Source organism: Ruegeria sp. THAF33, from assembly GCF_009363615.1.
In the GTDB taxonomy this organism is placed as follows: domain Bacteria; phylum Pseudomonadota; class Alphaproteobacteria; order Rhodobacterales; family Rhodobacteraceae; genus Ruegeria.
Genome location: NZ_CP045384.1, coordinates 722,807 through 745,779, shown reverse-complemented (window position 1 = coordinate 745,779; position 22,973 = coordinate 722,807). Strand labels below are relative to the sequence as shown.

Sequence of the window (22,973 nt, the reverse complement as noted above, 5' to 3'; positions counted from 1 at the left end):
CAGTAGGACGGCAAAGGGGGGCTGTCTGCCCCCCATCGCGCCAGGGCGCGATTCCCCCCGAGGATATTTTTGGCCAGATGAAGAGGCGGATACTGCGGAGACGCCCGTAGGGTGTCAGGCCGCCAGCACGGCGGCGGCGGCTTCGAGGGCCCCCTTGCCACGCGATATGTCAAGTGCAGCCATGCCCGTTTCCACACCGCCCAGAATCGCCATGACCATCTGCCCGTTGATATGCCCCATGTGGCCGAGACGGAAACAGCTGTCATAATCCTCCATCCCAAGGCCGATGCCCAGTGTCAGGCCCAACCGGGTTTCGGTGAACGTACGCAGGGCCGTACCGCGACCTTCCGTCAATCGCAAGGCCGTGACGGCGTGGCTGCGAAAGGCACGGTCGGCAACGTTCAGGTGCAACATGCCGCCTTCGGCCCAGGTCTCACAGGCCGCCCAGATGGCATTGGCCAGGCGCTCATGGCGGGCCCAGACCTGTTCGATCCCCTCTGCATGGATCAGATCAAGCGCGGCGCGCAGGCCGTAGAGGTGGTGTGTGGGTGCGGTGCCGTTGAAATACTGATAGAACAGGTCCGGGTTAGCGCGCGGCTGCCAGTCCCAATACTGCGAAACGCGCGGCATGGTGGCCCGTTTGGCTTGTGCTTTCTGGTTGAAGAAAACAAAGCCGATGCCCGCCGGGGTCATCAGGCCTTTTTGGCAAGCGGCAACTGTGACATCCACGCCCCAGCCATCCATCTCGAACCTGTCACAGCCCAGCGAAGCAATGCAGTCTGCCATCAACAGCGCCGGGTGCTGCAAGTCGTCCAGAAGCCTGCGCAGCGCCGGGACGTCGTTCCGGATCGAACTGGATGTATCCACGTGCACCGCCAGAACCGCCTTGATCTGGTGACTTTGATCCGCACGCAACGCATCTGCGATCCGGTCGAAATCCCAGGCTGAAGAGGTGCCGAAATCGATCAATTGGACCTTTGCCCCGATCCCTTCAGCCATTTCGGCCCAGCCATGGGTGAACCTGCCCGAGGCCGGGGCCAGAACGGTTTCGCCGGGGGCGATCACGTTGGACAGCGCCGCCTCCCACGTGCCGTGGCCATTGGCGATATAGATGGCGACGTTGTGCTTTGTACCGGCAACCCGGCACAGATCGCGCGTCAGGCCGGGCATCATATCAATGAGTTCGCCATCATAGATGTTGGGCGACGGGCGGTGCATGGCTTGCAAAACCGCGTCCGGCATGACCGAAGGGCCCGGAATGGCCAAATATGCCCGCCCCTGGGAAAGGGAAACTGTCTGTGTCATGGGGTCAACCTGTATGAATTGACACCCACATTACCGAGGGGTCGCGCAGCGTCAATCCGCCAGCTTCGATGCCTCGCGCGCAAGTGTTTCGATCCCGGCCCAGTCGCCGTTTTCGACCATTTGCTTCGGCGCGACCCAACTGCCGCCGGCGCAGATCACGTTGGGCAATGACAGGTAGTCGCGGGCGTTGGAGGCGGACACACCACCCGTAGGACAGAAGCTGATCTGTGGCAGCGGCGCGCCGATCGCCTTCAGCGCAGGTGCACCACCTGAGGCTTCGGCCGGGAAGAATTTCAGCATATCATAGCCCTTTTCCAGCAACGCCATCGCTTCACTTGCCGTGGCGGCTCCGGGCAGCAGCGGCAGGTCTTCGGCTTCGCACGCCGCGATCAGGGCATCCGTGGCGCCGGGGGAAACGCCGAACAGCGCGCCGGCCTGTTTGGCAGCCCGGACATCATCGGGCGTGACCAGCGTGCCTGCACCGACCACGCCGCCGGGCACTTCGGACATGGCCTTGATTGCATCCAGCGCCGCCGGGGTGCGCAAGGTCACTTCAAGCGCGGGCAAACCACCTGCGACCAGCGCCTCGGCCAGAGGGCGGGCCTGTGCGGCGTCATCGACGACCAGCACGGGAACAATGGGCGCCAGGGCACAGATTTCGCGGGTGCGTTGAGTTTTGGACATCTCTTATGCTCCGAATATGCTGGCGCCAGTGTCGGCGGACCCGACATTCTGCCGGAACGCAGCGAAAAGATCGCGCCCTACACCGTGTTGGTTGGCGGAAAGGTCGGCGGTGGCGGGGGACCGGTCCAAAACCCCATTGGTCAGGATTTCCAGTTCGCCGTTGACCGCATCGACACGCAGGATGTCACCGTCTTGCAGGCAGGCGATGGGCCCGCCGTCCAGCGCCTCGGGGCAGACATGGATGGCGGCGGGTACTTTGCCGGATGCACCCGACATGCGGCCATCTGTGACCAGTGCCACTTTCTGTCCACGGCCCTGCAAAATCGACAGGATAGGTGTCAGCGAATGCAGTTCAGGCATCCCATTGGCCTTTGGCCCCTGAAAGCGGACCACGACGATGACGTCATCAGTGAACTCTCCGGCCTTGAATGCGGCTTTGACTTCATCCTGACCGTGAAACACGCGCACGGGGGCTTCGACGACCTGATGTTCTGGCGCGACGGCTGATACTTTCATGACCCCGGTGCCCAGATTTCCTGTCAGGCGCGAGAGGCCACCTGTGGGTTGGAACGGGTCTTTGGCCGGGCGCAGGATCTTTTCGTTCAGGCTGTGACCCGCGCCGTCCTGCCAGATCAGCTCACCATCAATCAGCTTGGGTTCCTTGGTATAGTTGTGTAGCCCCTGCCCCGCGACGGTCAGCGTGTCAGGGTGCAGCAGGCCATCTTCAAGCAGCGTACCGATCGTGTACCCTAGGCCGCCGGCCGCATGGTAATGGTTCACATCCGCCAGACCGTTGGGATAAACTCGCGCGACCAGCGGCACGACTGCGGATATGTCTGAAAAATCCTGCCAGTCCAGCACGATGCCACCGGCGCGCGCCATGGCGATCAGGTGGATCAGAAGATTGGTTGACCCACCGGTCGCCATAAGGCCCACGATGCCGTTGACGAAGGCGCGTTCATCCAGAACCTGATAAACTGGTGTATAGCTGTTGCCCAACGCACTGAGCGACAGGGCACGCCGCGCGCCTTCCTCGGTCAGGGCATCGCGCAACGGGGTATTCGGGTTGACGAAGCTGGAGCCCGGCAGGTGCAGGCCCATGAACTCCATCAGCATCTGGTTGGTATTGGCGGTGCCGTAGAAGGTACAGGTGCCGGGGCCGTGATAGGCTGCCATTTCGGCCGCCATCAGTTCTTCGCGGCCCACCTCTCCGGCGGCGAATTTCTGTCGGACCTTGGCTTTTTCGTCGTTCGGCAAGCCGCTGGTCATCGGTCCTGCGGGCAGGAACACGGCTGGCAGATGGCCAAAGGCCTGCGCGCCGATGATCAGACCGGGGACAATCTTGTCACAAACCCCGAGGAACACGGCCGCGTCGTACGTGTTATGGCTGAGCGCCACACCGGTCGCCAGTGCGATCACATCGCGTGAGAACAGCGACAGCTCCATCCCTGCTTCGCCCTGGGTGACACCGTCACACATGGCTGGCACACCGCCTGCCACCTGTGCCGTTCCTCCGGCGGCGCGGATCGCGTCGCGGATCAGGGCGGGATACCGTTCGAACGGCTGATGGGCCGAAAGCATGTCATTATAGGCGGTGACGATGCCCAGATTGCCGGCGGTACCGGTGGCCATCGATTGCTGATCTTCGCCTGCACCCGCATAGGCGTGGGCCTGACCGCTACAGGACAGATGCGCACGAGCAGGACCTTTGGATCTGGCCTGTTCCATCCGTTCAAGATGTGGGCCGCGCAGATCGGCGCTGCGGTCGATGATCCGTCTGGTGACATCGGAAATGACTGAGTGAACCATGATTACCCTCCGATCTGACGCCAGCGACGCCCATCGCGATGCATCAGCATCAATGCTTCTTCGGGGCCTGAACTGCCCTGATCATACCGGGATGGGCGGTCTCCGCGCTGCTCCCAGCCCTGAATGATGGGATCGACCCAGGCCCAGGCGGCCTCGGCCTCGTCCCCGCGCATGAACAATGTCTGATCGCCACGGATGACATCCATGATCAGCCGCTCATAAGCGTCGGGGGCTTGCGCTTCGTCCCCAAGCGCATCGGCGAAGCTCATGTCAAGCGCAACGTCCGACAGCCGGAAGCCTCCCGGCCCCGGGTCCTTTATCGTGGTGCGCAAGGTGATGCCTTCATCAGGTTGCAACCGGATCACCAATACGTTTCCGTGCAGCGGGCCGACATTGGGGAAAATCGTATGCGGTGGGTCACGAAAGAACACCGCAATTTCGGATTCGCGGGCCCGCAGGCGCTTGCCAGTGCGCAGATAGAACGGCACACCTGCCCAGCGCCAGTTGCCGATATGAACCTTGAGCGCAATGAAGCTTTCGGTACGGCTGGCGGGGTTGCCGACATGATCGACATAACCGCCCTCGCCCTTTTCGGCCCGGTACTGGCCGCGCGCGATGTCGGATTGGGCGACGGGCTCCAGCGCTTCGATCACCTTGACCTTTTCATCTCGCACCGCGTTGGGCGAGAATTTCGACGGCGGCTCCATCGCGGTCAGACACAGCAACTGCACCAGATGGTTCTGGACCATGTCCCGCATCGCGCCGGACTGATCGTAATAGGCCCCGCGCCCTTCGACGCTTACGGTCTCGGCCACCGTGATCTGCACGTGATCGATATGGGTCGAATTCCAGAGCGGTTCGAACAGCGAGTTTGCAAAGCGCAGCGCCATCAGGTTCTGCACGGTCTCTTTGCCCAGATAATGGTCGATCCGGTAAATCTGATGTTCTTCGAAACAGGCACGCAAGCCTTCGTTCAGCGCCTTCGCCGAGGCAAGATCGTGCCCAAATGGTTTTTCGACGACAATGCGGCTGTCCGGTGTCGCAAGACCGGCGTCATGCAGCCGCTGCGCGATACCCGAAAAAAGGCTTGGACCAACGGACAAATAAAAGGCCCGCACGACGTCTTCGCGCATCCGTTCTTTCAGGTCGGACCACCCGGCCTCGCCCAGCGCATCCACGGGCACATATTCGACATGGGCAAGAAACCGATCCAATGTTTCCCGGGAAAAACCGGGCGCGAACTGTTCCATCGATTTGCGGACCTGATCGCGAAACCCGTCATTGTCGATATCAGAGCGTGCCGTACCGATGATCCGCGCGCCGTCGGGCATTTGCCCGACCTCGAAGCGATGGTACAGGCCCGGCAGGATTTTACGCTGCGCCAGATCGCCGGTCGCACCGAAAAGCACCAGATCAAATGGCTCTACCGGAATTACGCGTGAAACCATCACAGGCTCCTTCTGAATTTGCCGATATCAGCTTAGCACGGCGTGATACCCCGCAAAACCTGACATGTTATCGCTAACATTGCATGTCTATTAGAAAACCGCCCATGAAAAATCAAGCACAGTTTGAAGAAACCGTGCCGTTTAGCGCATCAGGTCTGATGGCGCAGCCAGTCCATGACCGCAGGACGCACCGATTGCTCTCCGCGGTGGCGCGCGTCAGCGATGATTTTGCGAACCTCCGTCAGATTGGACCGCAACAGCAGGCTTTTGACTGGGCCGATCGAGGCAGGCCGCATCGACAGCGTCCGTATCCCCATCGCCGCAAGGCACAAGGCCTCTACCGGGCGGCCTGCATCTTCACCACAGAAGCTGAGCGGCGTGTCCGAGATATCGCAGCGTTCGACGATGCGTTCCATCAGGCTCAGGAAGCTGACATTCAGCGTGTCATAGCGGCGCCGGACCAGTTCGTTCTCACGGTCAGCAGCAAAGAAGAACTGCTTTAGATCGTTCCCGCCTATCGAAATGAAGTCCACTTCGTCAAAGAACTTCTGCGGCGCAAAGGCCAGCGACGGCGTTTCCAGCATCGCGCCAACTTCAAGCATCTCGGGCAGCACATGACCCAATCGTTTTTCCCGCTCGATGGTTTTGTTCACTTCCCAGCGGGCTTCGCGATATTCCTCGGCCTGCGCGACAAATGGGAACATGATGGTCAGCGGTCGACCATTGGCGGCGCGCAGCAGGGCCTGCAACTGCATCCGCATGACGCCGCGCTTGTCCAGACCGACCCGAATGGCGCGCCAGCCCAGCGCCGGGTTTGGTTCCGCCACGTGCTTCATATAGGGCAGAACCTTGTCCGACCCGATATCGAGTGTCCGGAACACCACCCTTTTGCCACCAGCCGCGTCCAGAACGCGCTGATACTGGCTGACCAGTTCCGACCGTTTCGGCATCTGGTTGCGGATCAGGAATTGCAATTCAGTGCGGAACAGGCCAACGCCCTCGGCGCCCGAGGTGCCAAGCGATGGCAGGTCGGCCATCAGACCTGCATTCATCACCAGGTTGATACGCGAGCCATCGCGCGTGACGCAGGGTGTTTCGCGGATCGACGCATAACGTTCCTGCGCCTTTGCCTGCATCGCGATCTTGTCGCGGAAGGCACTGACCACGCTGTCTTCCGGGCGCAGATGCACAACGCCCTGATCACCATCCACCAGAATGTGATCTCCGTTCAGGGCCTCGGTGGTGATCCGGCCCACATGCACGACCAAAGGAATCGCAAGCGCCCGCGCAACAATCGTGGCATGACTGCCGACAGAGCCTTCTTCAAGTACGATCCCCTTCAGCGCCCGTCCGTATTCCAGCAAGTCGCCAGGGCCGATATTGCGCGCGATCAGGATCGGATCGGGTGGCAGATCAGCACTGTCCGTCTTGCCTTGCCCGGTCAGGATGCGCAGCAGGCGATTGCTGAGATCGTCCAGATCCGCAAGACGTTCACGCAAGTACGGATCGGTGACCTGCCCCATGCGCGCCCGGGCCTGAGATTGTTCTTTTTCCACCGCGGCTTCGGCGCTGAGACCCAGGGCTATGTCTTCCTCCATCCGCCGCATCCAGCCTTTGGAATTGGCGAACATACGGTAAGCCTCCAGAACCTTCAGCTGTTCCTTGTCGCCGCCCTGCGAAATTTCGAGCATCTTGTCGACGCCGACGCGCAATTCCTCCACCGCCTCGACCAGACGTTCGCGCTCTTTGTGCGGGTCTTCGGCAATGGGGTTGGTAACCACCACGCGGGGTTCGTGCAGCCAGACATGCCCTTCGGCAGACCCTTCCTGCGCCGGGCCGCCGCGCAGCAGAACCGATTGCTGGTGCAGGGGTGACAGGGCCGCGCCTTCGCCGACAAAAGCGCCAAGCTCGGCCATTTCGGCCAGCACCATGGCCACCACTTCCAGCGCATAGACCTCATCGGCGGAAAACTCGCGCGCCTCGCGGGACTGGACGACCAGAACGCCCAGCTTTTCCCCAAGGCGCTGAACCGGCACACCAAGGAACGAGGAATATCGTTCCTCGCCGGTTTCCGGCATATAGCGGAAGCCCTTGGCCGACGGCGCGTCGGCGGTGTTGACGACCTTGCCGAACTTGGCGACCCGCCCCACAAGACCTTCGCCCATGCGCATCCGGGTTTTATGGACCGCTTCCGGAGACAGCCCCTCGGTCGCGCAAAGTTCCAGCGTGTCTTCATCGCGAAACAGGTAGATGGAACACACCTCGGCCCTGATACTGTCGGCAATCAGGTGCGTGATCCGGTCAAGACGTTCCTGACCGGCGGCTTCGCTCGCCATTTCTTCGCGCAACCGCCGCAGCAGCTTGCGGGATTCTGTTTCCGTGCCGTCCGCCATGGCCCAACCGATTTAGTGTGTCAGGCGATACCTTTGGCCGATAAGCTCAGGCCGCCTTGTCCAGTTCAAAGGCATCATGCAGTGCCTGAACAGCAAGTTCCATGTATTTCCTGTCGACAAGCACGGAAATTTTGATCTCGGAGGTTGTAATGACCTTGATGTTGATCCCCTCATCCGAGAGCACCTTGAACATCTTGGCCGCCACGCCCGATTGCGAGCGCATCCCGATACCCACAACCGAGACCTTGCAGACATCAGTATCTGCAACCAGTTCGGCATAGTTCAGCTCGCCCTTTTCCTTGATCGCCAGCAGCGCTTTTTCGGCGCGGGCCACCTGATCGGTGGGACAGGAAAAGGTCATGTCCGTACGCCCCTCGTCCGAGATGTTCTGGACGATCATGTCGACATTCACCCCCTCTTCGCTGAGCGCCGAGAAAATGGTCGTGGCGATGCCCGGTCGGTCGGCCACGGAAACAACGGTCATCTTGGCTTCGTCGCGGGAATAGGCCACACCGGCCACAACATTGGATTCCATAATATCCTCCTCGTCGCAGACCAGCGTGCCGGCCTCATCGGATTGTTCTTCAAAGCTTGAGAGAACGCGCAGTTTCACTTTGTATCGCATCGCAAGTTCGACCGAGCGGGTTTGCAGAACCTTGGCACCAAGCGACGCCAGTTCCAGCATTTCTTCGAACGAGATGCGGTCCAGCTTACGTGCCTTTTCGCAGATGCGCGGATCGGTGGTATAGACGCCATCAACGTCCGTATAGATATCGCAGCGTTCGGCGTCGAAGGCTGCCGCAAAGGCAACCGCCGTTGTATCCGACCCACCCCGGCCCAATGTCGTGATCCGGCCTTCCGGGCTGATGCCCTGGAACCCGGCAACCACGGCAACACGCATACCTTCGCTGAATTTCTGGTTCAGGTTCTCTGTCGGAATTTCCTCGATCCGCGCCTGACTGTGCGCGCTGGTGGTCAGCAGCGGCACCTGCCAGCCCTGCCAGCTGCGCGCGGGGATGTCCATTTCCTGCAAGGTCAGGGCCATCAGGCCAGCGGTTACGTTCTCGCCCGAGGACACGACGGCATCGTATTCCCTGGCGTCGAACAGAGGCGACGTTTCGTTCACCCAGCCCACAAGCTCGTTGGTCTTGCCCGACATGGCCGAGACGATGACGATCACGTCATAGCCCTTGGCAACTTCAACGCCGATACGTTTGGCGGCGCGGCGGATGCGGTCCAGATTGGCGACCGATGTGCCGCCGAATTTCATTACGAGTACGGGCATGGGGGCAAAAGTCTCCGCGCCTTGGATTAGAAGTTCCGTGCCTCATAAGCGAGGGGCACCGCAAGGGCAAGGGCGCAAAGCGGCCGCCCCTGCGGCGCAGGGCCGCTTTACATTGCACTGGCGCAATGTCAGCCTAAGGACACCAACCAGATCAAGAGGTTCTTTATGTTTCGCCTAGCCCTCGCCTTTGCCCTATTGTCATCGCCTGCACTGGCCCAGGTCGCGAGTGTCGCCGGGACGGACGGCAAGAACGCGTTGGGCACAATTCCCTGCGCTGCAAATGCCGGTGATCCCGTACAAAGCTGCCACGCCGAACTGCGCCGCCATGATGACGGAAACATAACGGTCGCGGTGGCCCTGGGAGGCGGCCATGTGCGCAATATCTATTTCAAGGATGGTGTGCCGGAATCCAGCAATTCGACCTCGAAAATCTCACATGAAACGCGAGGCGATATGATGGTGGTCTACATTGAACCTGGTGAGGTCTTTGAAATCCCCAAAGCCGCATTGACCTCTCAGTAGGCGTGCGGTTGCCCGTCATAGGTTTCAAAACAGCCCGTTGTGCTTAGCGACAAGGCATCAAATCGTTCAATCAGGCCGGACACGGCCTGATCCACATCGATATCCGCCGCTGCACCGCCCATATCCGTCTGAACCCAGCCCGGATGATAGATGCCGACGGCAATCCCGTCATCTTTGAGATCCATCGCCAGATTCCGCCCAAGGTTCAGAGCCGCCGCCTTGGATGCGCGGTAGATATAACTGCCACCCGGCGCAAGTGTGTGCGACGCCATTTTCGACGAAAGGATCGCAACTTTACCGCCCGCGGCGCGCAGGTTGGGCAAAAGGGTCTGTATCGTCAGAAAGACCCCCGTGACATTTACCGCAAAGCTGTGCGCCCACATGTCGGCCGGATAGCCATCGATCGAATGCCCCTTGTCCAGATACACGCCGGCATTGCAGACCAGCAGGTCGACAGGCTGGTCTTTCATCTGTTCTGCCATGGCTGATTGCTGCACGGGATCGGCCACATCCAGACGCACCTGCATGCTGCCGTCACGCGCCGTCCCAGTGACTTTGTCCCCCCGGTTCACGTAACGCTTTGCCAGGGCTTGCCCGATGCCGCGATTGGCGCCGGTGATCATGATGTGCATGATCAATTGGTCTTTCTGCTGGGGACAAACGGCAGCGGAGCCACCGGCACGCCATCTTCGATCAGGGATTTCGCCTCATCCAGCTTGGCTTCTCCGTAAATGGCACGCTCCGGCGCCTCGCCCAAATGAATCTTGCGCGCCTCGCTGGCGAAATCTTTCCCGACATAATCCGAGTTTTCTTCGACATGGCGGCGCATCTCGGCCAAAACCTTCTCGACTTCGGGCGATGGGGTGGCAACGTCGATCTTTTGTTCCGGGGCGGAACGGATTTCACTTTCCTTCCGGGCATTCCGCGCCGGGCGGACGCGTGGCGTCATGACCGCTTTCTCGACCTGCGTGCACCCGCAAACCGCGCAGGTGACCATACCCACAGAGGCCAGCTTGTCATAGGCTTCTGCGGATTGGAACCAACTGTCGAAACTGTGGCCTTCGCTGCATTTCAACGCGTATTGAATCATGTTCAGTCCAAAAAAACGATTGGCGAATAGATACCGATCAAGGTGACAATATCAAGCCTATCAGATGCTACTTTAATGTGAGTACGGCTTAAAGTCGCGCAACAATTCAGCAAGCTCATGAGAATCGACCTTTAGCGCTGCTTTTTTCGGCGAAAACCATTTGCGCCGACGCTCGGTCTTTTCCGGGTATTCCTGCGACACAGTGCTTACATGCACTGGAAAAACATCCACCAGACACAAGGATGGGGGCCGGTTAGAATGATGTTTGTGGTGCAGGAACTGCCCCAGTCGCGCCCCGTTGATCCGGCCAGATACACCCGCCTCTTCCCAAGCCTCTTGCAATGCGGTTTCCTGCGGGCTCAGACCGGGGATGAGCCATCCTTTGGGAATGATCCATCGCCGCGACTTGCGTGTCGTGACCAACAAAACCTTGGGTCGGCCGCGCTTGATCCGGAAACATAAAGCCGAGGATTGCCGCAAAACTGGCTGCCTTGCAGCTTTTGGAAGGTCATGAAGCAACAATCGTGCTTTCATCGAGCGACGCTCCCTTTCGGTCGAACGTCAGCCATCCAAATTGGTACGCTCACCTAATCTAGCGGCCGACACCTACAATCATACCACATCATGTATCACACGCCAAGTCACTCGCGTCGCCCAAGGTATCGCCTACATTCGGGCAGAAAGCCGCCGTGCCAGATCCTCATGGGGGATGTCAGCGTCAACTGCCAGCCGGCGCAAACCGAAATGCACGCGCGCTATTTGCTGATAATAGCGCGTGTAGACATAGTTCGTGCCACCGCCGGCCAATGCCCCCAGCACAGGAACGGACTGGGCTGCAAGCTTTTGCCCCAGTACTATCGAAAAACGCGGCGCAACGGCGGCAATCAGGCGTTGCATGGCCGGTCCTGTCAGGGTCAGCCGGACCGAGAAAAAACCCAGGTCCGCCCCATCGTCATGCGACAATGGTCCCGCTGCCGACAAGACGCGGACGCAATCGAACTTTACGTTTTCGGCAGAGGGATCAAACCCCTCGCGCGCCGCTGCCCCCTGAATGGCACGTAGCAGCATCGCGGTTGTCGCGGGCAGCTCCATCAGGGCTGTCGAAACACCGCCCAGCCCCCCGGCCGCACCCATGGCAGTCGTCACCGCGGTATTGACCCAGGGCTGCTGATCAGGAACCGCGCGCCGCGAGCCCTCGGCCGCGTGCATCGCCAGCCATAACGCCTGCTCGGTTGCGCCTGTCAGGCCATTCCGAACGGGTTCTGGCAATTGCTCCAGCAATGACTCGGCTGATCCTCCAAGTTTGTTGAGAAGTTTCACGCCAGCCCCTCCGGCGGATCGGTAGTGATCCGCCAAACGATCCAGTTCGGCCTCGGTATCCACGTTTTCAACAAGAACAACGTTCTGCATTCACGCCCTCCTGCCTTTCAACATCGGCGTTGCGCAGCATGGTTTCAATAGGTCAGCGGCTCCAACGTGTCACCGCGCCCTGAACCCCGGACCAGGCACCGGGCACCAGTTCCAGCCCCAAAACCCGGTCAGGGTTGGTGGGCGGAGGCATCTCGACCGCGTGCAATCGCGTGAAACCGAACCGGCTGTAATAGGGTTCATCCCCGACCAGCATGACCCTTTGCCAACCGCGGGTGTGCCCCGCTTCGACTCCTGCATGTATCAGATATCCGCCAAGGCCTTCACCCTGATGGGTGGGGTGCACGGCAACCGGCCCCAACAGCAGAGCATCGTGATCACCGACATGAACCGGCCAGAACCGGATCGCACCGGCCAGAATCCCCTGACCGTCGCGCGCGACCAAAGACAGGCCCGCAACCGGCGGTACATCATCACGCAAGCGGTAGGACGACAAAGCCTCGCGACCCGGCGCAAAACACAGGTCATACAGGGCTTCGACCTCCCACCAGTCGTCCGGCTCTTCCGGCCTGATCCCGAATTGCTGCACCCTGCCCTCATTTACTTGCTGGCAATCGCCCTAGCACTTCGCTACGCCTTGGGCAAACGCTTGGAGATCAGATGTTCTATCGCCCCGAAGACGGCCACGGATTGCCGCACAATCCGTTCAACGCCATCATCACGCCGCGCCCGATTGGCTGGATTTCGACTAGGGACGCGGATGGGATCAACAATCTGGCGCCTTATTCCTTCTTCAACGGCGTCGCCTATACGCCACCGCAGGTCATGTTTGCCTCAACCGGCACCAAACAGGATCAGAACGCCGGCAAGGACAGCATCGCCAATATCGAGGCCACGGGCGTGTTTTGCGTAAATGTCGTGGCCCATGCGCATCGGGACGCAATGAATGCAAGTTCGGCCGGGTTGCCGAAAGAAGTTGATGAGTTTTCGCATGCCGGGCTTTCACCCATAGAATGCGAAACCATACCCTGCGCACGGATCGAAGGGGTCCCAGCTGCGTTGGAATGCAAGCTGACCCAGATCGTCTCGCTGCCCGGTGAAGCCAATCGGGTGGTGTTTGGCGAGGTGACGGGTGTGCACCTGCACGACGATCACATTCGGGACGGCAAGTTTGACGTGACCTCGTTCCAACCTTTGGCGCGGCTCGGGTATCGCGATTACTCCGTCGTTTCCGAGTTGTTCAGCCTTTCGAGACCGGATGACTGATGCCACTTCCTGACGCTGCGCGCCGATATCCTGTCACTCTGCCAGATGGTACGGAACACAGAGGAACAGCCTTTCTGTCACAGGTGATCAACCACCCCAGAATTCAGGTGGGCGATTACACCTATGCGTCAGATTTTGACGCGCCCGAGGATTGGGCCAATCGTTTGGCGCCTTACCTTTTCGAGTTCTCGCGCGAAAAGCTGGTTTTGGGAAAGTTTTGCCAAATTGCCCATGGCGTCCGCTTTGTGACAGCTTCGGCAAATCACGCAACGGATGGGATAACCTGTTTTCCCTTTCCGGTTTTCGATCCGGAACGGATGCTGGAATATCAGCCAGACGTCCGGGACACCCTAGTCGGCAACGATGTCTGGATCGGCTATGGCGCGCTGATCATGCCTGGAGCCAGTATCGGTGACGGAGCGATAATTGGTGCGGGTTCAGTTGTTCGCGGGACGATCCCGCCTTATTCTGTTGTCACCGGCAATCCTGCCGAGGTAAGGCGGTATCGTTTTGACGCCGACAAGATCGAGCGGTTGCTTGCTTTGAAGTGGTGGGATTGGCCAGCCGAATTGATCATCGAAGCCGAAAGCGGCCTGTTGAGGGGAGATATCGAAAACCTGGAGCGTCTGGCCCTTTGAAAAAGGCGGCTTGTTCAGCCGCCTTTCAAAGTCAGTGCCCGCCCAGAATGCCGGTGCGGACAGAGTAGTCCACCGCCAGTTCGTAATCCGGATCATCATCACTGTCGACCATGAGGTGTCCCGCTTTTTTCAGCAGTTTGTGACAGTCGCGGCTCAGGTGACGCAGCATGACCCGTTTGCCTGCCGCCTCGTATTTTGCGGCGATGTTTTCGATGGCTTGCAGGGCGGACTGATCCACCACGCGGCTTTCGGCGAAGTCGATGATAACGGTTTCGGGGTCGTTCGGGACGTCGAACAGTTCGATAAAGCCGTCAGAAGACCCAAAGAACAGCGGCCCCTGAATTTCATAGACTTTCGCGCCTTTCTCGGTCTCGGAGTCACGCGTGACCGCGTGAATGCGCTTGGCATTGTTCCAGGCATAGGCCAGCGCAGAGACGATGACGCCGACCACAACGGCAACGGCCAAGTCCTCCATCACCGTTACGACGGTGACCAGAACGATGACGAAGGCATCGGTCATTGGCACTTTGCGCAGAATTTTGAATGAGTTCCACGCAAAGGTGCCGATCACAACCATGAACATCACGCCAACCAGCGCGGCCAGCGGGATTTGTTCGATCAGGGGTGATGCGAACAGGATGAAGATCAGCAGGAAAAGCGCTGCCGCAATTCCGGCAATACGAGTGCGCCCGCCGGATTTCACGTTGATCATCGACTGCCCGATCATCGCACAACCGCCCATGCCGCCGAAAAACCCGGTCACGATATTCGACGCGCCCTGTGCGATGCATTCCTGAGACGCCCCACCACGCTTGCCCGTGATCTCACCCACGAGGTTCAGGGTCAGCAGGGATTCGATCAGGCCGATGGCGGCCAGAATGACTGCATATGGCAGGATGATCTCAAAGGTTTCCCAGTTCAGAGGTACCATTGGAATATGGAACGAAGGCAGGCCGCCTTCAATCGATGCCAGATCGCCGACGCGCGGCACATCGAGGCCAAAACCGATCACGATTGCCGCGACAACCAGAATACCGGCCAGCGGCGCAGGAATGATGCGTGTAATCCGGGGCATGATCCAGATCACTGCCATTGTCAGCCCGACAAGTCCCAGCATGGTGTAAAGCTGCATCCCGGACAGCCATTCGCCGCCGCCCATGCCATGACCGGTATTTTCCATGGTTCCGGGCACTTTGAACTGTCCCATCTGGGCAAGAAAGATCACGATGGCCAGACCGTTCACAAAGCCCAGCATGACAGGATGCGGCACCAAACGGATGAAGCGCCCCCAATGCATCGCCCCGGCGATGACCTGAAGGATTCCCATAAGAACAACGGTCGCGAACAGGTATTCAACCCCATGTTCGGCCACCAGTGCCACCATGACAACCGCAAGTGCGCCGGTCGCACCCGAGATCATGCCCGGTCGTCCACCGATCAGTGCCGTGATCAAACCGACCAAAAACGCCGCATAAAGACCGACCAGCGGGTGCACGCCCGCCACAAAGGCAAAGGCCACCGCCTCGGGGACCAGTGCAAGAGCAACCGTCAGGCCGGACAGCAGCTCGATCCGCAGGCGTGAGAAGGTCAGCCCTTCATCTGGAACCCAGCGCAGATCGGGAATGGCGAGGCGATTGGCAAAGCTTGCCAGCAAGGCTCGGGGCATCAGACAGTCCTATAGGATTATATGTTCGCGCGAAGGCGTCGTTGTAGCTGGCGCGCCGGCATTGAGCTACTGCATAAAACGGGATGCAGCCATGCGTGTGACGCATACGTGGCGCTCGCGGCAAGTTGATTTGCAGAACCATGATGAAGCCACAACATGTGAGGCCATGCGTTGGATCCTCTTCTTACTGTTCCCGGCCCTTCCCGTCCTTGCACAGGACTTGGATGGCAATGACACGGCCGGCAACTGGCGGGTAACGCATCACGAGATTTTCGGCATCTGGAATTCGATTTGTGACGAGCGCGAAGAAGACGGTGCCCTGCGGCAGCGGTGCTACATCCGACGGGCAGAGGTGTTTTCCTTTCGGCCAAAATTTGCGGCACAGTTCGTTTTCATTACGCCCGAACCTGAAGGTTTCAAAGTTGAATTCGGGATCGAGCCGGGCACTTTCTTCAACCCATCCGGATTTCGCATCGACAACGGCGAAGAAGCCATATGGCGCACGCGGCGCCCCGGATGCCTGACCGGGCTTGGCTGTACCTTCGAAGGCCAACGCGCCAAGGCGCTTTTGGATGCCATGCTAACCGGCGATGCGTTCCGCTTCGTGTTCCGAGACCGGCACGGACAATCACAGGATCTGACCTGGTCTCTGGGCATGTTTGGCGCGGCCTGGGATGATTTCACCGTGCAATCGCAGCAGCGCAACCTGTTGACGATACGGGAATAGGCCTCTTGTCAAACCTCGGCTGAACCCGCACAAATTCAACATCAGTTATTCAGGCGGAGCAGGACAGTGACCCAAACCAAGATAGCCGTCATCGGCGGATCAGGCATCTATGACATCGATGGGCTGGAAAACCCGGAGTGGGTAGAGGTTGAGACCCCTTGGGGAACGCCGTCAGACCAGATCCTGACAGGGTCGCTTGACGGTATCGATATGGCCTTTCTGCCACGTCATGGGCGCGGTCATGTGCATTCACCCACCGATGTACCTTATCGCGCCAATATCGATGCGCTGAAACGGTTGGGCGTGACGGACGTGATCTCGGTTTCGGCCTGCGGGTCGTTCCGCGAACATATGGCTCCGGGTGACTTCGTGATTGTCGATCAGTTCATCGATCGCACTTTTGCACGGGACAAGAGCTTTTTCGGAACCGGCTGCGTTGCCCATGTCAGTGTTGCTCATCCCACCTGCCCACGCCTGTCGGACGCATGCGAGACGGCAGGTAAGGCCGCCGGCATCACCATCCACCGGGGCGGCACCTATCTGGCGATGGAGGGCCCTCAGTTTTCCAGCCTTGCGGAATCCAGGATGTATCGCGAGCAATGGGGCTGTGACGTGATCGGCATGACCAACATGCCCGAGGCGAAACTCGCCCGCGAGGCCGAGCTGTGTTACGCGTCGATCGCGATGGTCACCGACTATGACAGCTGGCACCCGGACCATGGCGAGGTGGACGTGTCCACGATCATCGCCACCCTGACCGGCAATGCCGACAAGGGCCGCACACTAGTCAAGGGCCTGCCATCCCTTCTGGGGGCCGAACGAGCACCCTGCCCGCATGGCTGCGACCGGGCGCTGGAATACGCAATCCTGACCGCACCGGAAAACCGCGATCCGGCGCTTTTGGCCAAGTTGGATGCGGTGGCCAGGCGTATTCTGTAAGACCGACTCGAGAAAATTGGCTAGGGCCTCAATGACCTCAATGGATGCGAACGATGCCCCAGTCGCCCTTTGAGCGAGCTAGCCAACCAACATTTAGCACGGATTGAAGCGAGACAGGTTGTGGACATGCATCTTCGCAGCCATCAAATACCACCGAAGTCTGAGACATTTGAACCATTACCTGTTTTTCGTCGGAAACCGGATCGAAGAAGATGGTTTCTACAAGAAAAACAGAGTAGTTGGGGTTCGCAGCGGTTTCCTCAACAAGAGACCTGCACGTGCTTCTGAATGACATACCCTCGCGGGCACTCCAGAACCTTTTTTGGAATTCCCACTTGGCACTCTCATCCGAGAATTTCATGGAATTTACGATTTTCTCACCGACGTAGTCGGTTACGGCATCCATGGCACCGTTCCAGCCGATTGCCACAAGGCTAAGGCTGGTGAAGGAGACATCTTCCGGGCCAGATTCGTTCCCCCCAACAAACAAATTACATATCTTTGTGGGTCTAAATCTTCCGGTTGAATGATCCAGGGCATAAGCCGCACCAAGCACAGGCGCATGTAGTGAACCCTTCGGAACAATGAGCTTCTGGTATTGTAAATCCAGTTCATTCGCATTCAATACAAGCGTTTTACCAGCGCCCATAATTGCCAGCGCTCCAGCAACAATGACAGCATTGCGTAAACTGATAACAGACATCCCAAGCCCTCCGAACTAGTTCTGAGGTTTGGGGCAGCATAACGACCCGCCGCAGTTGAAGTAACCGTCTGGGCAGGCAGAAGCGGCAGTCGGCATCAGCAACACGCTCAACAAAAAAATAGAAACGGCAAGTTTCATGACGAACCTCCTTCTAAAATGAATTTAAAAAAACGGGGTTATTATAGCACAAATTGAATATTTTGTCCCCAAACCCCCCAGAACACGAACAAGCAATTGACTAAATTTGTGATTCACGGGAGATGAGAACTGGCTTACGGGACATTCACGCGGCACAAGCAGGTTGACCCCCGGTGCTGATTCTCTCAATCTCGGGCGATCTGATCAGGAATTTGACGATGCAACTCGATCTCTGGCTGGCCTTTGTTGCTGCATCCACCGCCCTGCTGCTGATCCCGGGCCCGACGGTGTTGCTCGTTCTCAGCTATGCCCTGTCTAAGGGGCGCAGTGTCGCCGTCGCGTCCGCCACAGGTGTTGCGGTGGGCGATCTTGTGGCCATGACCGCATCTTTGCTGGGGCTTGGCGCGCTTGTTCTTGCATCGGCAACCCTGTTTTCCGTGCTGAAATGGGTCGGTGCAGCCTATCTGGTCTGGCTTGGGGTCAAACTGTTGCGCAGCGCACCAGACGGTGGATTGAGCACGGTCGACACCGGGCGGGATGTCACACCGCGCAGCGTATTCGGCCACGCAGCCGCCGTCACTGCCCTGAACCCGAAATCCATCGCCTTCTTCATTGCCTTTGTGCCGCAGTTCTTACGCCCTGCTGAACCGCTTGGACCTCAGTTCATCATCCTGATTGCCACGTTCGTCGGGCTGGCCTGGTTGAATGCGTTGGCCTACGCCCTGTTGGCAGACAGGTTGCGGCGGCTTATCGGTCGCGCCAGCGTGATCACTGCGATGACACGGTTTGGCGGGTTGACCTTGATCGGCATGGGCATGGCCACGGCGGTCCTACGCCGACCGGCCTGATACCGCATCAGTCTTCGGCGTGCTCTTTCATGAATCCACGGATAAATCTGCGGATTTCGCGCGCAGCCGACGTGTCCAGTTCTTTGCAAAGCTCGACAAACGAGTCACGTTCGTCCCTGTCGAGGCGCAAGACCAACTGACTGTTTTTCTTGGTCGATCCTTTGCCTTCATTCCTGGCCACGTGTATTTTCCCAACGAAGTTATGCTCTATCTGTCGACGCCGTGTAATTCATAGCATAGTTTTTGTCGTTATCGGGCACTTAACGGCAAGGACAGGAAATTGACAATGAACCTTGCCACTTTCGGGCAATTCATTAACCGGTTCCTCGCAATTGAATTCGACCGCGCCTGTGACCCGGACATGTCGAATTGCAAACCAGACAGATTGCTCGTTGCACGCCCGGAAATCCGAGCGCGGGGGCTGTTTGGAACAGGTGGCAGCAAGCTAAAAAATGGGTCGGAGACTTATCTTGGCCAGCGCATGGTTGCCTCGGTTTTTGGCCTGCTCAACGCTGCAACCCAAATCCGCTGCTGATCCGGCCTTGGAATTGTTCCTTGCATGGCCAACCCTCTTGGGCCAAACACAATACCTGTGTTTGACGCTAAAAGGTTGGTCCATGTCCAGAAACAAATCTGTCAAAGATTACATCCGAACCATAGTCGATTTCCCCCATGAAGGGATCATGTTTCGGGATGTGACAACCCTGTTTGCCGACCCCCGCGGGTTTCGGATGGCGATTGACCAGATGCTGCACCCCTATGCCGGTGAGCGGATCGACAAAGTGGTCGGGCTTGAAGCACGCGGGTTCATTCTGGGCGGTGCGATTGCGCATCAGTTGAGCGTCGGTTTTGTCCCGATCCGCAAGAAGGGCAAACTGCCCGGCACGACAATCAGTCAGGACTACAAGTTGGAATACGGAGAGGCGATCGTCGAGATTCATGACGATGCCATCCAACCCGGTGAAAAAATTCTGGTGGTTGACGATCTGCTGGCCACGGGCGGAACTGCCGCGGCGGGTATTAAGCTGATCGAACGGCTTGGGGGCGAAATCGTCTCGTGCGCCTTCATCATTGACCTGCCCGAACTTGGCGGCAGTAAAGTGTTGGAAGAGATGGGCATGGACGTGCATGTCCTGTGCGAATTCGAAGGACTCTGACCAGGAGTTTTTCACAAAAACGTGACTGGAAACTGAAAACCGGGCGGGCTTAGCGCGGTTTTTGCGCCGATCAAGGCGCAAAACGGATCAATACAAGTGATCTTGTGGTCAGGTTGCCCCGTACTCCTAATGATGCTGCTTGAAGCATTTCAACCTAGGGAGTTTAGCTCATGTTCCGCAAATTCGCCGCCGCCGGTGTCGCCTCGATCCTGTTCAGCACTGCTGCATTCGCCGATGGTCACGGCAAAGACATTGTCGACACAGCCGTCGCCGCTGGCAGCTTTGAAACACTCGTTGCGGCAGTTCAGGCCGCCGAACTGGTGGACACACTCAAAGGCGAAGGCCCGTTCACTGTGTTTGCCCCCACCGATGACGCGTTCGCGGCTTTGCCCGATGGCACCGTCGAAAACCTGCTGAAGCCCGAAAACAAGGATCAGCTGGTTGCCATTCTGACTTACCATGTCGTGCCGGGCAAAGTGATGTCAGGTGATCTGAGCGATGACATGACCGCTGCAACCGTACAAGGCGGCGACATCACGATCGATCTGGATTCGGGTGTGATGGTGAATGACGCCAACGTGGTTCAGGCCGACATCGAAACCAAGAACGGTGTGATCCATGTGATCGACAAAGTGATCCTGCCTGCCTCTTAAGAAACAACCGGGCACGGTCCGACGCTCGGGCCGTGTTCACCCTTTCAGAACCGCGCCGGGATTCATGATGCCCTGCGGGTCCAATGCCAGTTTGATAGCCCGCATCGCGCCCAGCTTGGCTGGATCGCCATAGCGTTCCAAATCGTTGGTCTTGAGGCGCCCGACCCCATGTTCGGCACTGACCGAACCGTCGAAGGCGTAAACCAGATCATGGACGGTCTGCTTGATCGCGCCTCTTTGATCATCAAATTCCGATCGGTGCCGCCCTTTGGGCGGGAACACGTTGTAATGCAGATTGCCGTCACCAAGATGGCCAAAGCAATTGATCCGGAAGGGCCCCAGGCCTGCAATCAATTTTCTGCCTTCGCAAATGAAATCGGGAATTCTGGAAATCGGGATCGAGATATCATGGCTCGACACTGACCCGATCAAACGATTGGCTTCGGGAATGCGTTCACGCACCGCCCACAAATCGGCCCGCTGCGCTTCACTTTGGGCGATTACTCCGTCCTGAACCTGACCAAGCTCTTCAGCGCGAACAAAGAGTCCCTCCAATGCGGCAAATGGTGAATGCCCGTCAGCCAGACCCAGCTCGATCAATACGCTCCACTCCGGCGGCGAGGCGAACGGTTGACGGACATCCGGCAGAACCTCGGTCAGGAAATCTAGCCCCTGCCGGTGGATCAGCTCAAACGTACTGACGGCCTCACCCACCTTGTCCCGCGCCAAAGCCAGCAGGTCGATCGCCGCTTCGGGAGAAGCCACCTGAAACACCGCCGTCCCGACACCGGCAGGTCGCGGGAACAGCTTGAGCGATGCGGCAGTGATGATCCCCAGCGTCCCCTCAGCCCCGATCAGCAGGTTGCGCAGGTCATAGCCGGTGTTGTCCTTTCGCAGCCGGCTGAGGCCGTGCCAGATCTCACCACTGGGCAGCACCGCCTCAAGCCCCAGGCACAGGTCGCGCGCGTTGCCATACCGTAAAACGTTGACGCCCCCTGCGTTGGTCGACAGGTTGCCCCCGATCCGGCAGGATCCTTGTGCCGCCAATGACAGAGGAAACAACCGGTCTACCGCCTCGGCTGCGGCCTGAACATCTTGAAGAATGGCACCGGCTTCGGCGACCAGAACGTTTTCGGTTGGAAAGACAGACCGGATGGCGGTCATCCGTTCCAACGAAATCACCAACGGCGCAGGCCCCGCCGACATCACCTGCCCGCCGACCAGGCCTGTGCCGCCGCCATATGGAACGATCGGAACCTGTGCCTGCGCAGCCATTTTTACCAGCTGCGCCACCTCATCGGTGTTGCGCGGCAAGGCCAACAGACCGACCCGTCCCGAAAACCGCCCGCGCGGTTCTTCCAAATACCGTTCTTCTACGGGGCGCAGCACCCCGTCGCCCAGTTTCGAACGGATCAGCGCGGCAAAACTGTCATCAGCGGGGTTCAAACTCATACGCCTTCAATGCCCAAGCGATGCGGTTGCCGCAAGCCTTATTCAAGATCAATCAGATAGCGCGGCTCAAGCACCACAACCGTGGGTCGGTCCGGAAGGTTCCGCAACGACACGGTGATCTCCGACACCCCGTCGCGCTCAACCGGAAATGTATCCCTGATATCCACCAGGAAGCGATCCAGCGAAAACTGCGAGAACCAGTGCATCGGAATGATGACAGAACTTTTCAGCCGTTTCAGAACCGCAATCATCTCGGGCAGAGGCATGGTGGTCCCGCCATCAACGGCGGCCATGACAACATCCAACCGCCCGAGCGCGGCAAACTGCTCATCCGAAGGGACATGATGCAAATGTCCCAGATGACCTATGCACAACCCCTCAACCTCGAACACAAAAATTGAATTGCCGCGTTCTTCGACCCCACCATAAACAGACCGGATATCGGTCGAGACATTGCGCACCAGCATCTCCCCCAGATCCAGATGATGTTCGATACCTTTCCCGAACTCTCCCCACCCCGGAAGAACATGCGGAATGGCCGGGTCGGGATGCGCCGTCCAATGCGTGCCGTGGGCATGGTTCATCGTCACCACGTCGGGGATCAGGTTCGCGCTGCCGATAAATCCGGTAAAATCCGTCACCGCATTCAGCCCGCCACGGGTCTGGATCATGAAAGAGGCATGCGCGATATAGCTGATCCGTACCGAGAATTCCGGCACCGGATCCTGCCAGGCCGCCCTGTGCAGATACTCGATTCCGGGCGCCGCATCGGCAATGGCGACACAGTGACTTGGCCGACGCTCCTGCGCAGCGGCCCCGCCCGAAATCACCATCAATGCCGCAATCAACCAGCGCATACCCCGAGTGTAGCGCAGAACGACG

General features: G+C 58.8%; 25 protein-coding genes. 9 read left to right on the top strand and 16 right to left on the bottom strand.

The features are described from left to right. Positions 1 to 114 precede the first annotated feature (114 nt). The 6 genes from FIU92_RS03770 to FIU92_RS03745 form a co-directional block, all read right to left on the bottom strand. On the bottom strand, positions 115 to 1,305 hold the full coding sequence (locus FIU92_RS03770) for an alanine--glyoxylate aminotransferase family protein (RefSeq protein ID WP_152457288.1): 1,191 nt from the start codon (positions 1,303 to 1,305) through the stop codon (positions 115 to 117). Positions 1,306 to 1,356: 51 nt separating this feature from the next. After that, entirely contained in the window at positions 1,357 to 1,989 is a 633-nt protein-coding gene (locus tag FIU92_RS03765) for a bifunctional 4-hydroxy-2-oxoglutarate aldolase/2-dehydro-3-deoxy-phosphogluconate aldolase (RefSeq protein ID WP_152457287.1), read from the bottom strand. Between the two features lie 3 nt (positions 1,990 to 1,992). Continuing rightward, entirely contained in the window at positions 1,993 to 3,798 is a 1,806-nt protein-coding gene (gene edd / locus FIU92_RS03760) for a phosphogluconate dehydratase (RefSeq protein WP_174818384.1), read from the bottom strand. 2 nt (positions 3,799 to 3,800) lie between these two features. Further along, positions 3,801 to 5,246, bottom strand: coding sequence for a glucose-6-phosphate dehydrogenase (gene zwf / locus FIU92_RS03755; protein WP_152457285.1), 1,446 nt, complete (start codon positions 5,244 to 5,246; stop codon positions 3,801 to 3,803). Between the two features lie 149 nt (positions 5,247 to 5,395). Then, positions 5,396 to 7,639, bottom strand: a complete 2,244-nt coding sequence (gene ptsP, locus FIU92_RS03750; RefSeq protein ID WP_152457284.1) for a phosphoenolpyruvate--protein phosphotransferase — start codon at positions 7,637 to 7,639, stop codon at positions 5,396 to 5,398. A gap of 46 nt (positions 7,640 to 7,685) precedes the next feature. Beyond that, positions 7,686 to 8,924 (bottom strand): aspartate kinase, encoded by a 1,239-nt coding sequence (locus tag FIU92_RS03745; protein WP_152457283.1) that lies wholly within the window; start codon positions 8,922 to 8,924, stop codon positions 7,686 to 7,688. Positions 8,925 to 9,089: 165 nt separating this feature from the next. Between FIU92_RS03745 and FIU92_RS03740 the strand changes: the two genes are divergently transcribed. After that, positions 9,090 to 9,446, top strand: coding sequence for a hypothetical protein (locus FIU92_RS03740; RefSeq protein ID WP_152457282.1), 357 nt, complete (start codon positions 9,090 to 9,092; stop codon positions 9,444 to 9,446). Here the strand turns inward: FIU92_RS03740 and FIU92_RS03735 are convergent. The 5 genes from FIU92_RS03735 to FIU92_RS03715 form a co-directional block, all read right to left on the bottom strand. Continuing rightward, on the bottom strand, positions 9,440 to 10,078 hold the full coding sequence (locus FIU92_RS03735; RefSeq protein ID WP_152457281.1) for an SDR family NAD(P)-dependent oxidoreductase: 639 nt from the start codon (positions 10,076 to 10,078) through the stop codon (positions 9,440 to 9,442). The genes FIU92_RS03740 and FIU92_RS03735 overlap by 7 nt on opposite strands. Positions 10,079 to 10,080: 2 nt before the next feature. Beyond that, the gene (locus tag FIU92_RS03730; RefSeq protein ID WP_152457280.1) at positions 10,081 to 10,536 is read right to left on the bottom strand and encodes a DUF1178 family protein; all 456 of its coding nucleotides are present in this window, start codon (positions 10,534 to 10,536) and stop codon (positions 10,081 to 10,083) included. Positions 10,537 to 10,608: 72 nt separating this feature from the next. Continuing rightward, positions 10,609 to 11,070 carry an NUDIX hydrolase gene (locus FIU92_RS03725; RefSeq protein ID WP_152457279.1) on the bottom strand — a complete coding sequence of 154 codons (462 nt, stop codon included), beginning with the start codon at positions 11,068 to 11,070 and terminating at the stop codon, positions 10,609 to 10,611. Positions 11,071 to 11,202: 132 nt separating this feature from the next. Then, positions 11,203 to 11,946, bottom strand: a complete 744-nt coding sequence (locus tag FIU92_RS03720) for an EcsC family protein (RefSeq protein ID WP_152457278.1) — start codon at positions 11,944 to 11,946, stop codon at positions 11,203 to 11,205. Between the two features lie 52 nt (positions 11,947 to 11,998). Then, a complete protein-coding gene (locus FIU92_RS03715; protein ID WP_152457277.1) occupies positions 11,999 to 12,493 on the bottom strand; it encodes a GNAT family N-acetyltransferase in 495 nt (164 codons plus the stop codon). 71 nt (positions 12,494 to 12,564) lie between these two features. Between FIU92_RS03715 and FIU92_RS03710 the strand changes: the two genes are divergently transcribed. Continuing rightward, positions 12,565 to 13,170, top strand: a complete 606-nt coding sequence (locus FIU92_RS03710; protein ID WP_152457276.1) for a flavin reductase family protein — start codon at positions 12,565 to 12,567, stop codon at positions 13,168 to 13,170. Continuing rightward, entirely contained in the window at positions 13,170 to 13,808 is a 639-nt protein-coding gene (locus tag FIU92_RS03705) for a CatB-related O-acetyltransferase (protein ID WP_152457275.1), read from the top strand. Before FIU92_RS03710 ends, FIU92_RS03705 begins: the two co-directional genes overlap by 1 nt. A 31-nt stretch (positions 13,809 to 13,839) precedes the next feature. Here the strand turns inward: FIU92_RS03705 and FIU92_RS03700 are convergent, their stop codons facing one another. Then, the gene (locus tag FIU92_RS03700; protein ID WP_152457274.1) at positions 13,840 to 15,474 is read right to left on the bottom strand and encodes a SulP family inorganic anion transporter; all 1,635 of its coding nucleotides are present in this window, start codon (positions 15,472 to 15,474) and stop codon (positions 13,840 to 13,842) included. A 166-nt stretch (positions 15,475 to 15,640) separates the two neighbouring features. Between FIU92_RS03700 and FIU92_RS03695 the strand changes: the two genes are divergently transcribed. Further along, positions 15,641 to 16,201 carry a hypothetical protein gene (locus FIU92_RS03695; protein WP_152457273.1) on the top strand — a complete coding sequence of 187 codons (561 nt, stop codon included), beginning with the start codon at positions 15,641 to 15,643 and terminating at the stop codon, positions 16,199 to 16,201. A gap of 66 nt (positions 16,202 to 16,267) precedes the next feature. After that, positions 16,268 to 17,140, top strand: coding sequence for an S-methyl-5'-thioadenosine phosphorylase (locus FIU92_RS03690; protein ID WP_152457272.1), 873 nt, complete (start codon positions 16,268 to 16,270; stop codon positions 17,138 to 17,140). Between the two features lie 37 nt (positions 17,141 to 17,177). Here the strand turns inward: FIU92_RS03690 and FIU92_RS03685 are convergent, their stop codons facing one another. Continuing rightward, the gene (locus FIU92_RS03685) at positions 17,178 to 17,843 is read right to left on the bottom strand and encodes a hypothetical protein (protein WP_152457271.1); all 666 of its coding nucleotides are present in this window, start codon (positions 17,841 to 17,843) and stop codon (positions 17,178 to 17,180) included. Between the two features lie 356 nt (positions 17,844 to 18,199). Between FIU92_RS03685 and FIU92_RS03680 the strand changes: the two genes are divergently transcribed. Continuing rightward, on the top strand, positions 18,200 to 18,829 hold the full coding sequence (locus tag FIU92_RS03680) for a LysE family translocator (protein WP_152457270.1): 630 nt from the start codon (positions 18,200 to 18,202) through the stop codon (positions 18,827 to 18,829). A 7-nt stretch (positions 18,830 to 18,836) separates the two neighbouring features. Here the strand turns inward: FIU92_RS03680 and FIU92_RS22705 are convergent, their stop codons facing one another. Continuing rightward, positions 18,837 to 19,010, bottom strand: coding sequence for a hypothetical protein (locus tag FIU92_RS22705; protein ID WP_171117543.1), 174 nt, complete (start codon positions 19,008 to 19,010; stop codon positions 18,837 to 18,839). Between the two features lie 105 nt (positions 19,011 to 19,115). On the opposite strand from FIU92_RS22705, the gene FIU92_RS03675 reads away from it, so the two are divergent. The 3 genes from FIU92_RS03675 (at position 19,116) to FIU92_RS03665 (ending at position 20,639) form a co-directional block, all read left to right on the top strand. Beyond that, positions 19,116 to 19,364, top strand: a complete 249-nt coding sequence (locus FIU92_RS03675; protein ID WP_152457269.1) for a hypothetical protein — start codon at positions 19,116 to 19,118, stop codon at positions 19,362 to 19,364. 82 nt (positions 19,365 to 19,446) lie between these two features. Then, entirely contained in the window at positions 19,447 to 19,986 is a 540-nt protein-coding gene (locus tag FIU92_RS03670; protein WP_152457268.1) for an adenine phosphoribosyltransferase, read from the top strand. Between the two features lie 170 nt (positions 19,987 to 20,156). Further along, the gene (locus FIU92_RS03665) at positions 20,157 to 20,639 is read left to right on the top strand and encodes a fasciclin domain-containing protein (RefSeq protein WP_152457267.1); all 483 of its coding nucleotides are present in this window, start codon (positions 20,157 to 20,159) and stop codon (positions 20,637 to 20,639) included. A gap of 36 nt (positions 20,640 to 20,675) precedes the next feature. On the opposite strand, the gene FIU92_RS03660 is transcribed toward FIU92_RS03665, so the two are convergent. Together FIU92_RS03660 and FIU92_RS03655 are read right to left on the bottom strand one after the other, a co-directional pair. Next, positions 20,676 to 22,091 carry an FAD-binding oxidoreductase gene (locus FIU92_RS03660; protein WP_152457266.1) on the bottom strand — a complete coding sequence of 472 codons (1,416 nt, stop codon included), beginning with the start codon at positions 22,089 to 22,091 and terminating at the stop codon, positions 20,676 to 20,678. Between the two features lie 38 nt (positions 22,092 to 22,129). Further along, positions 22,130 to 22,948 carry an MBL fold metallo-hydrolase gene (locus tag FIU92_RS03655; protein WP_152457265.1) on the bottom strand — a complete coding sequence of 273 codons (819 nt, stop codon included), beginning with the start codon at positions 22,946 to 22,948 and terminating at the stop codon, positions 22,130 to 22,132. Positions 22,949 to 22,973: the final 25 nt, after the last annotated feature.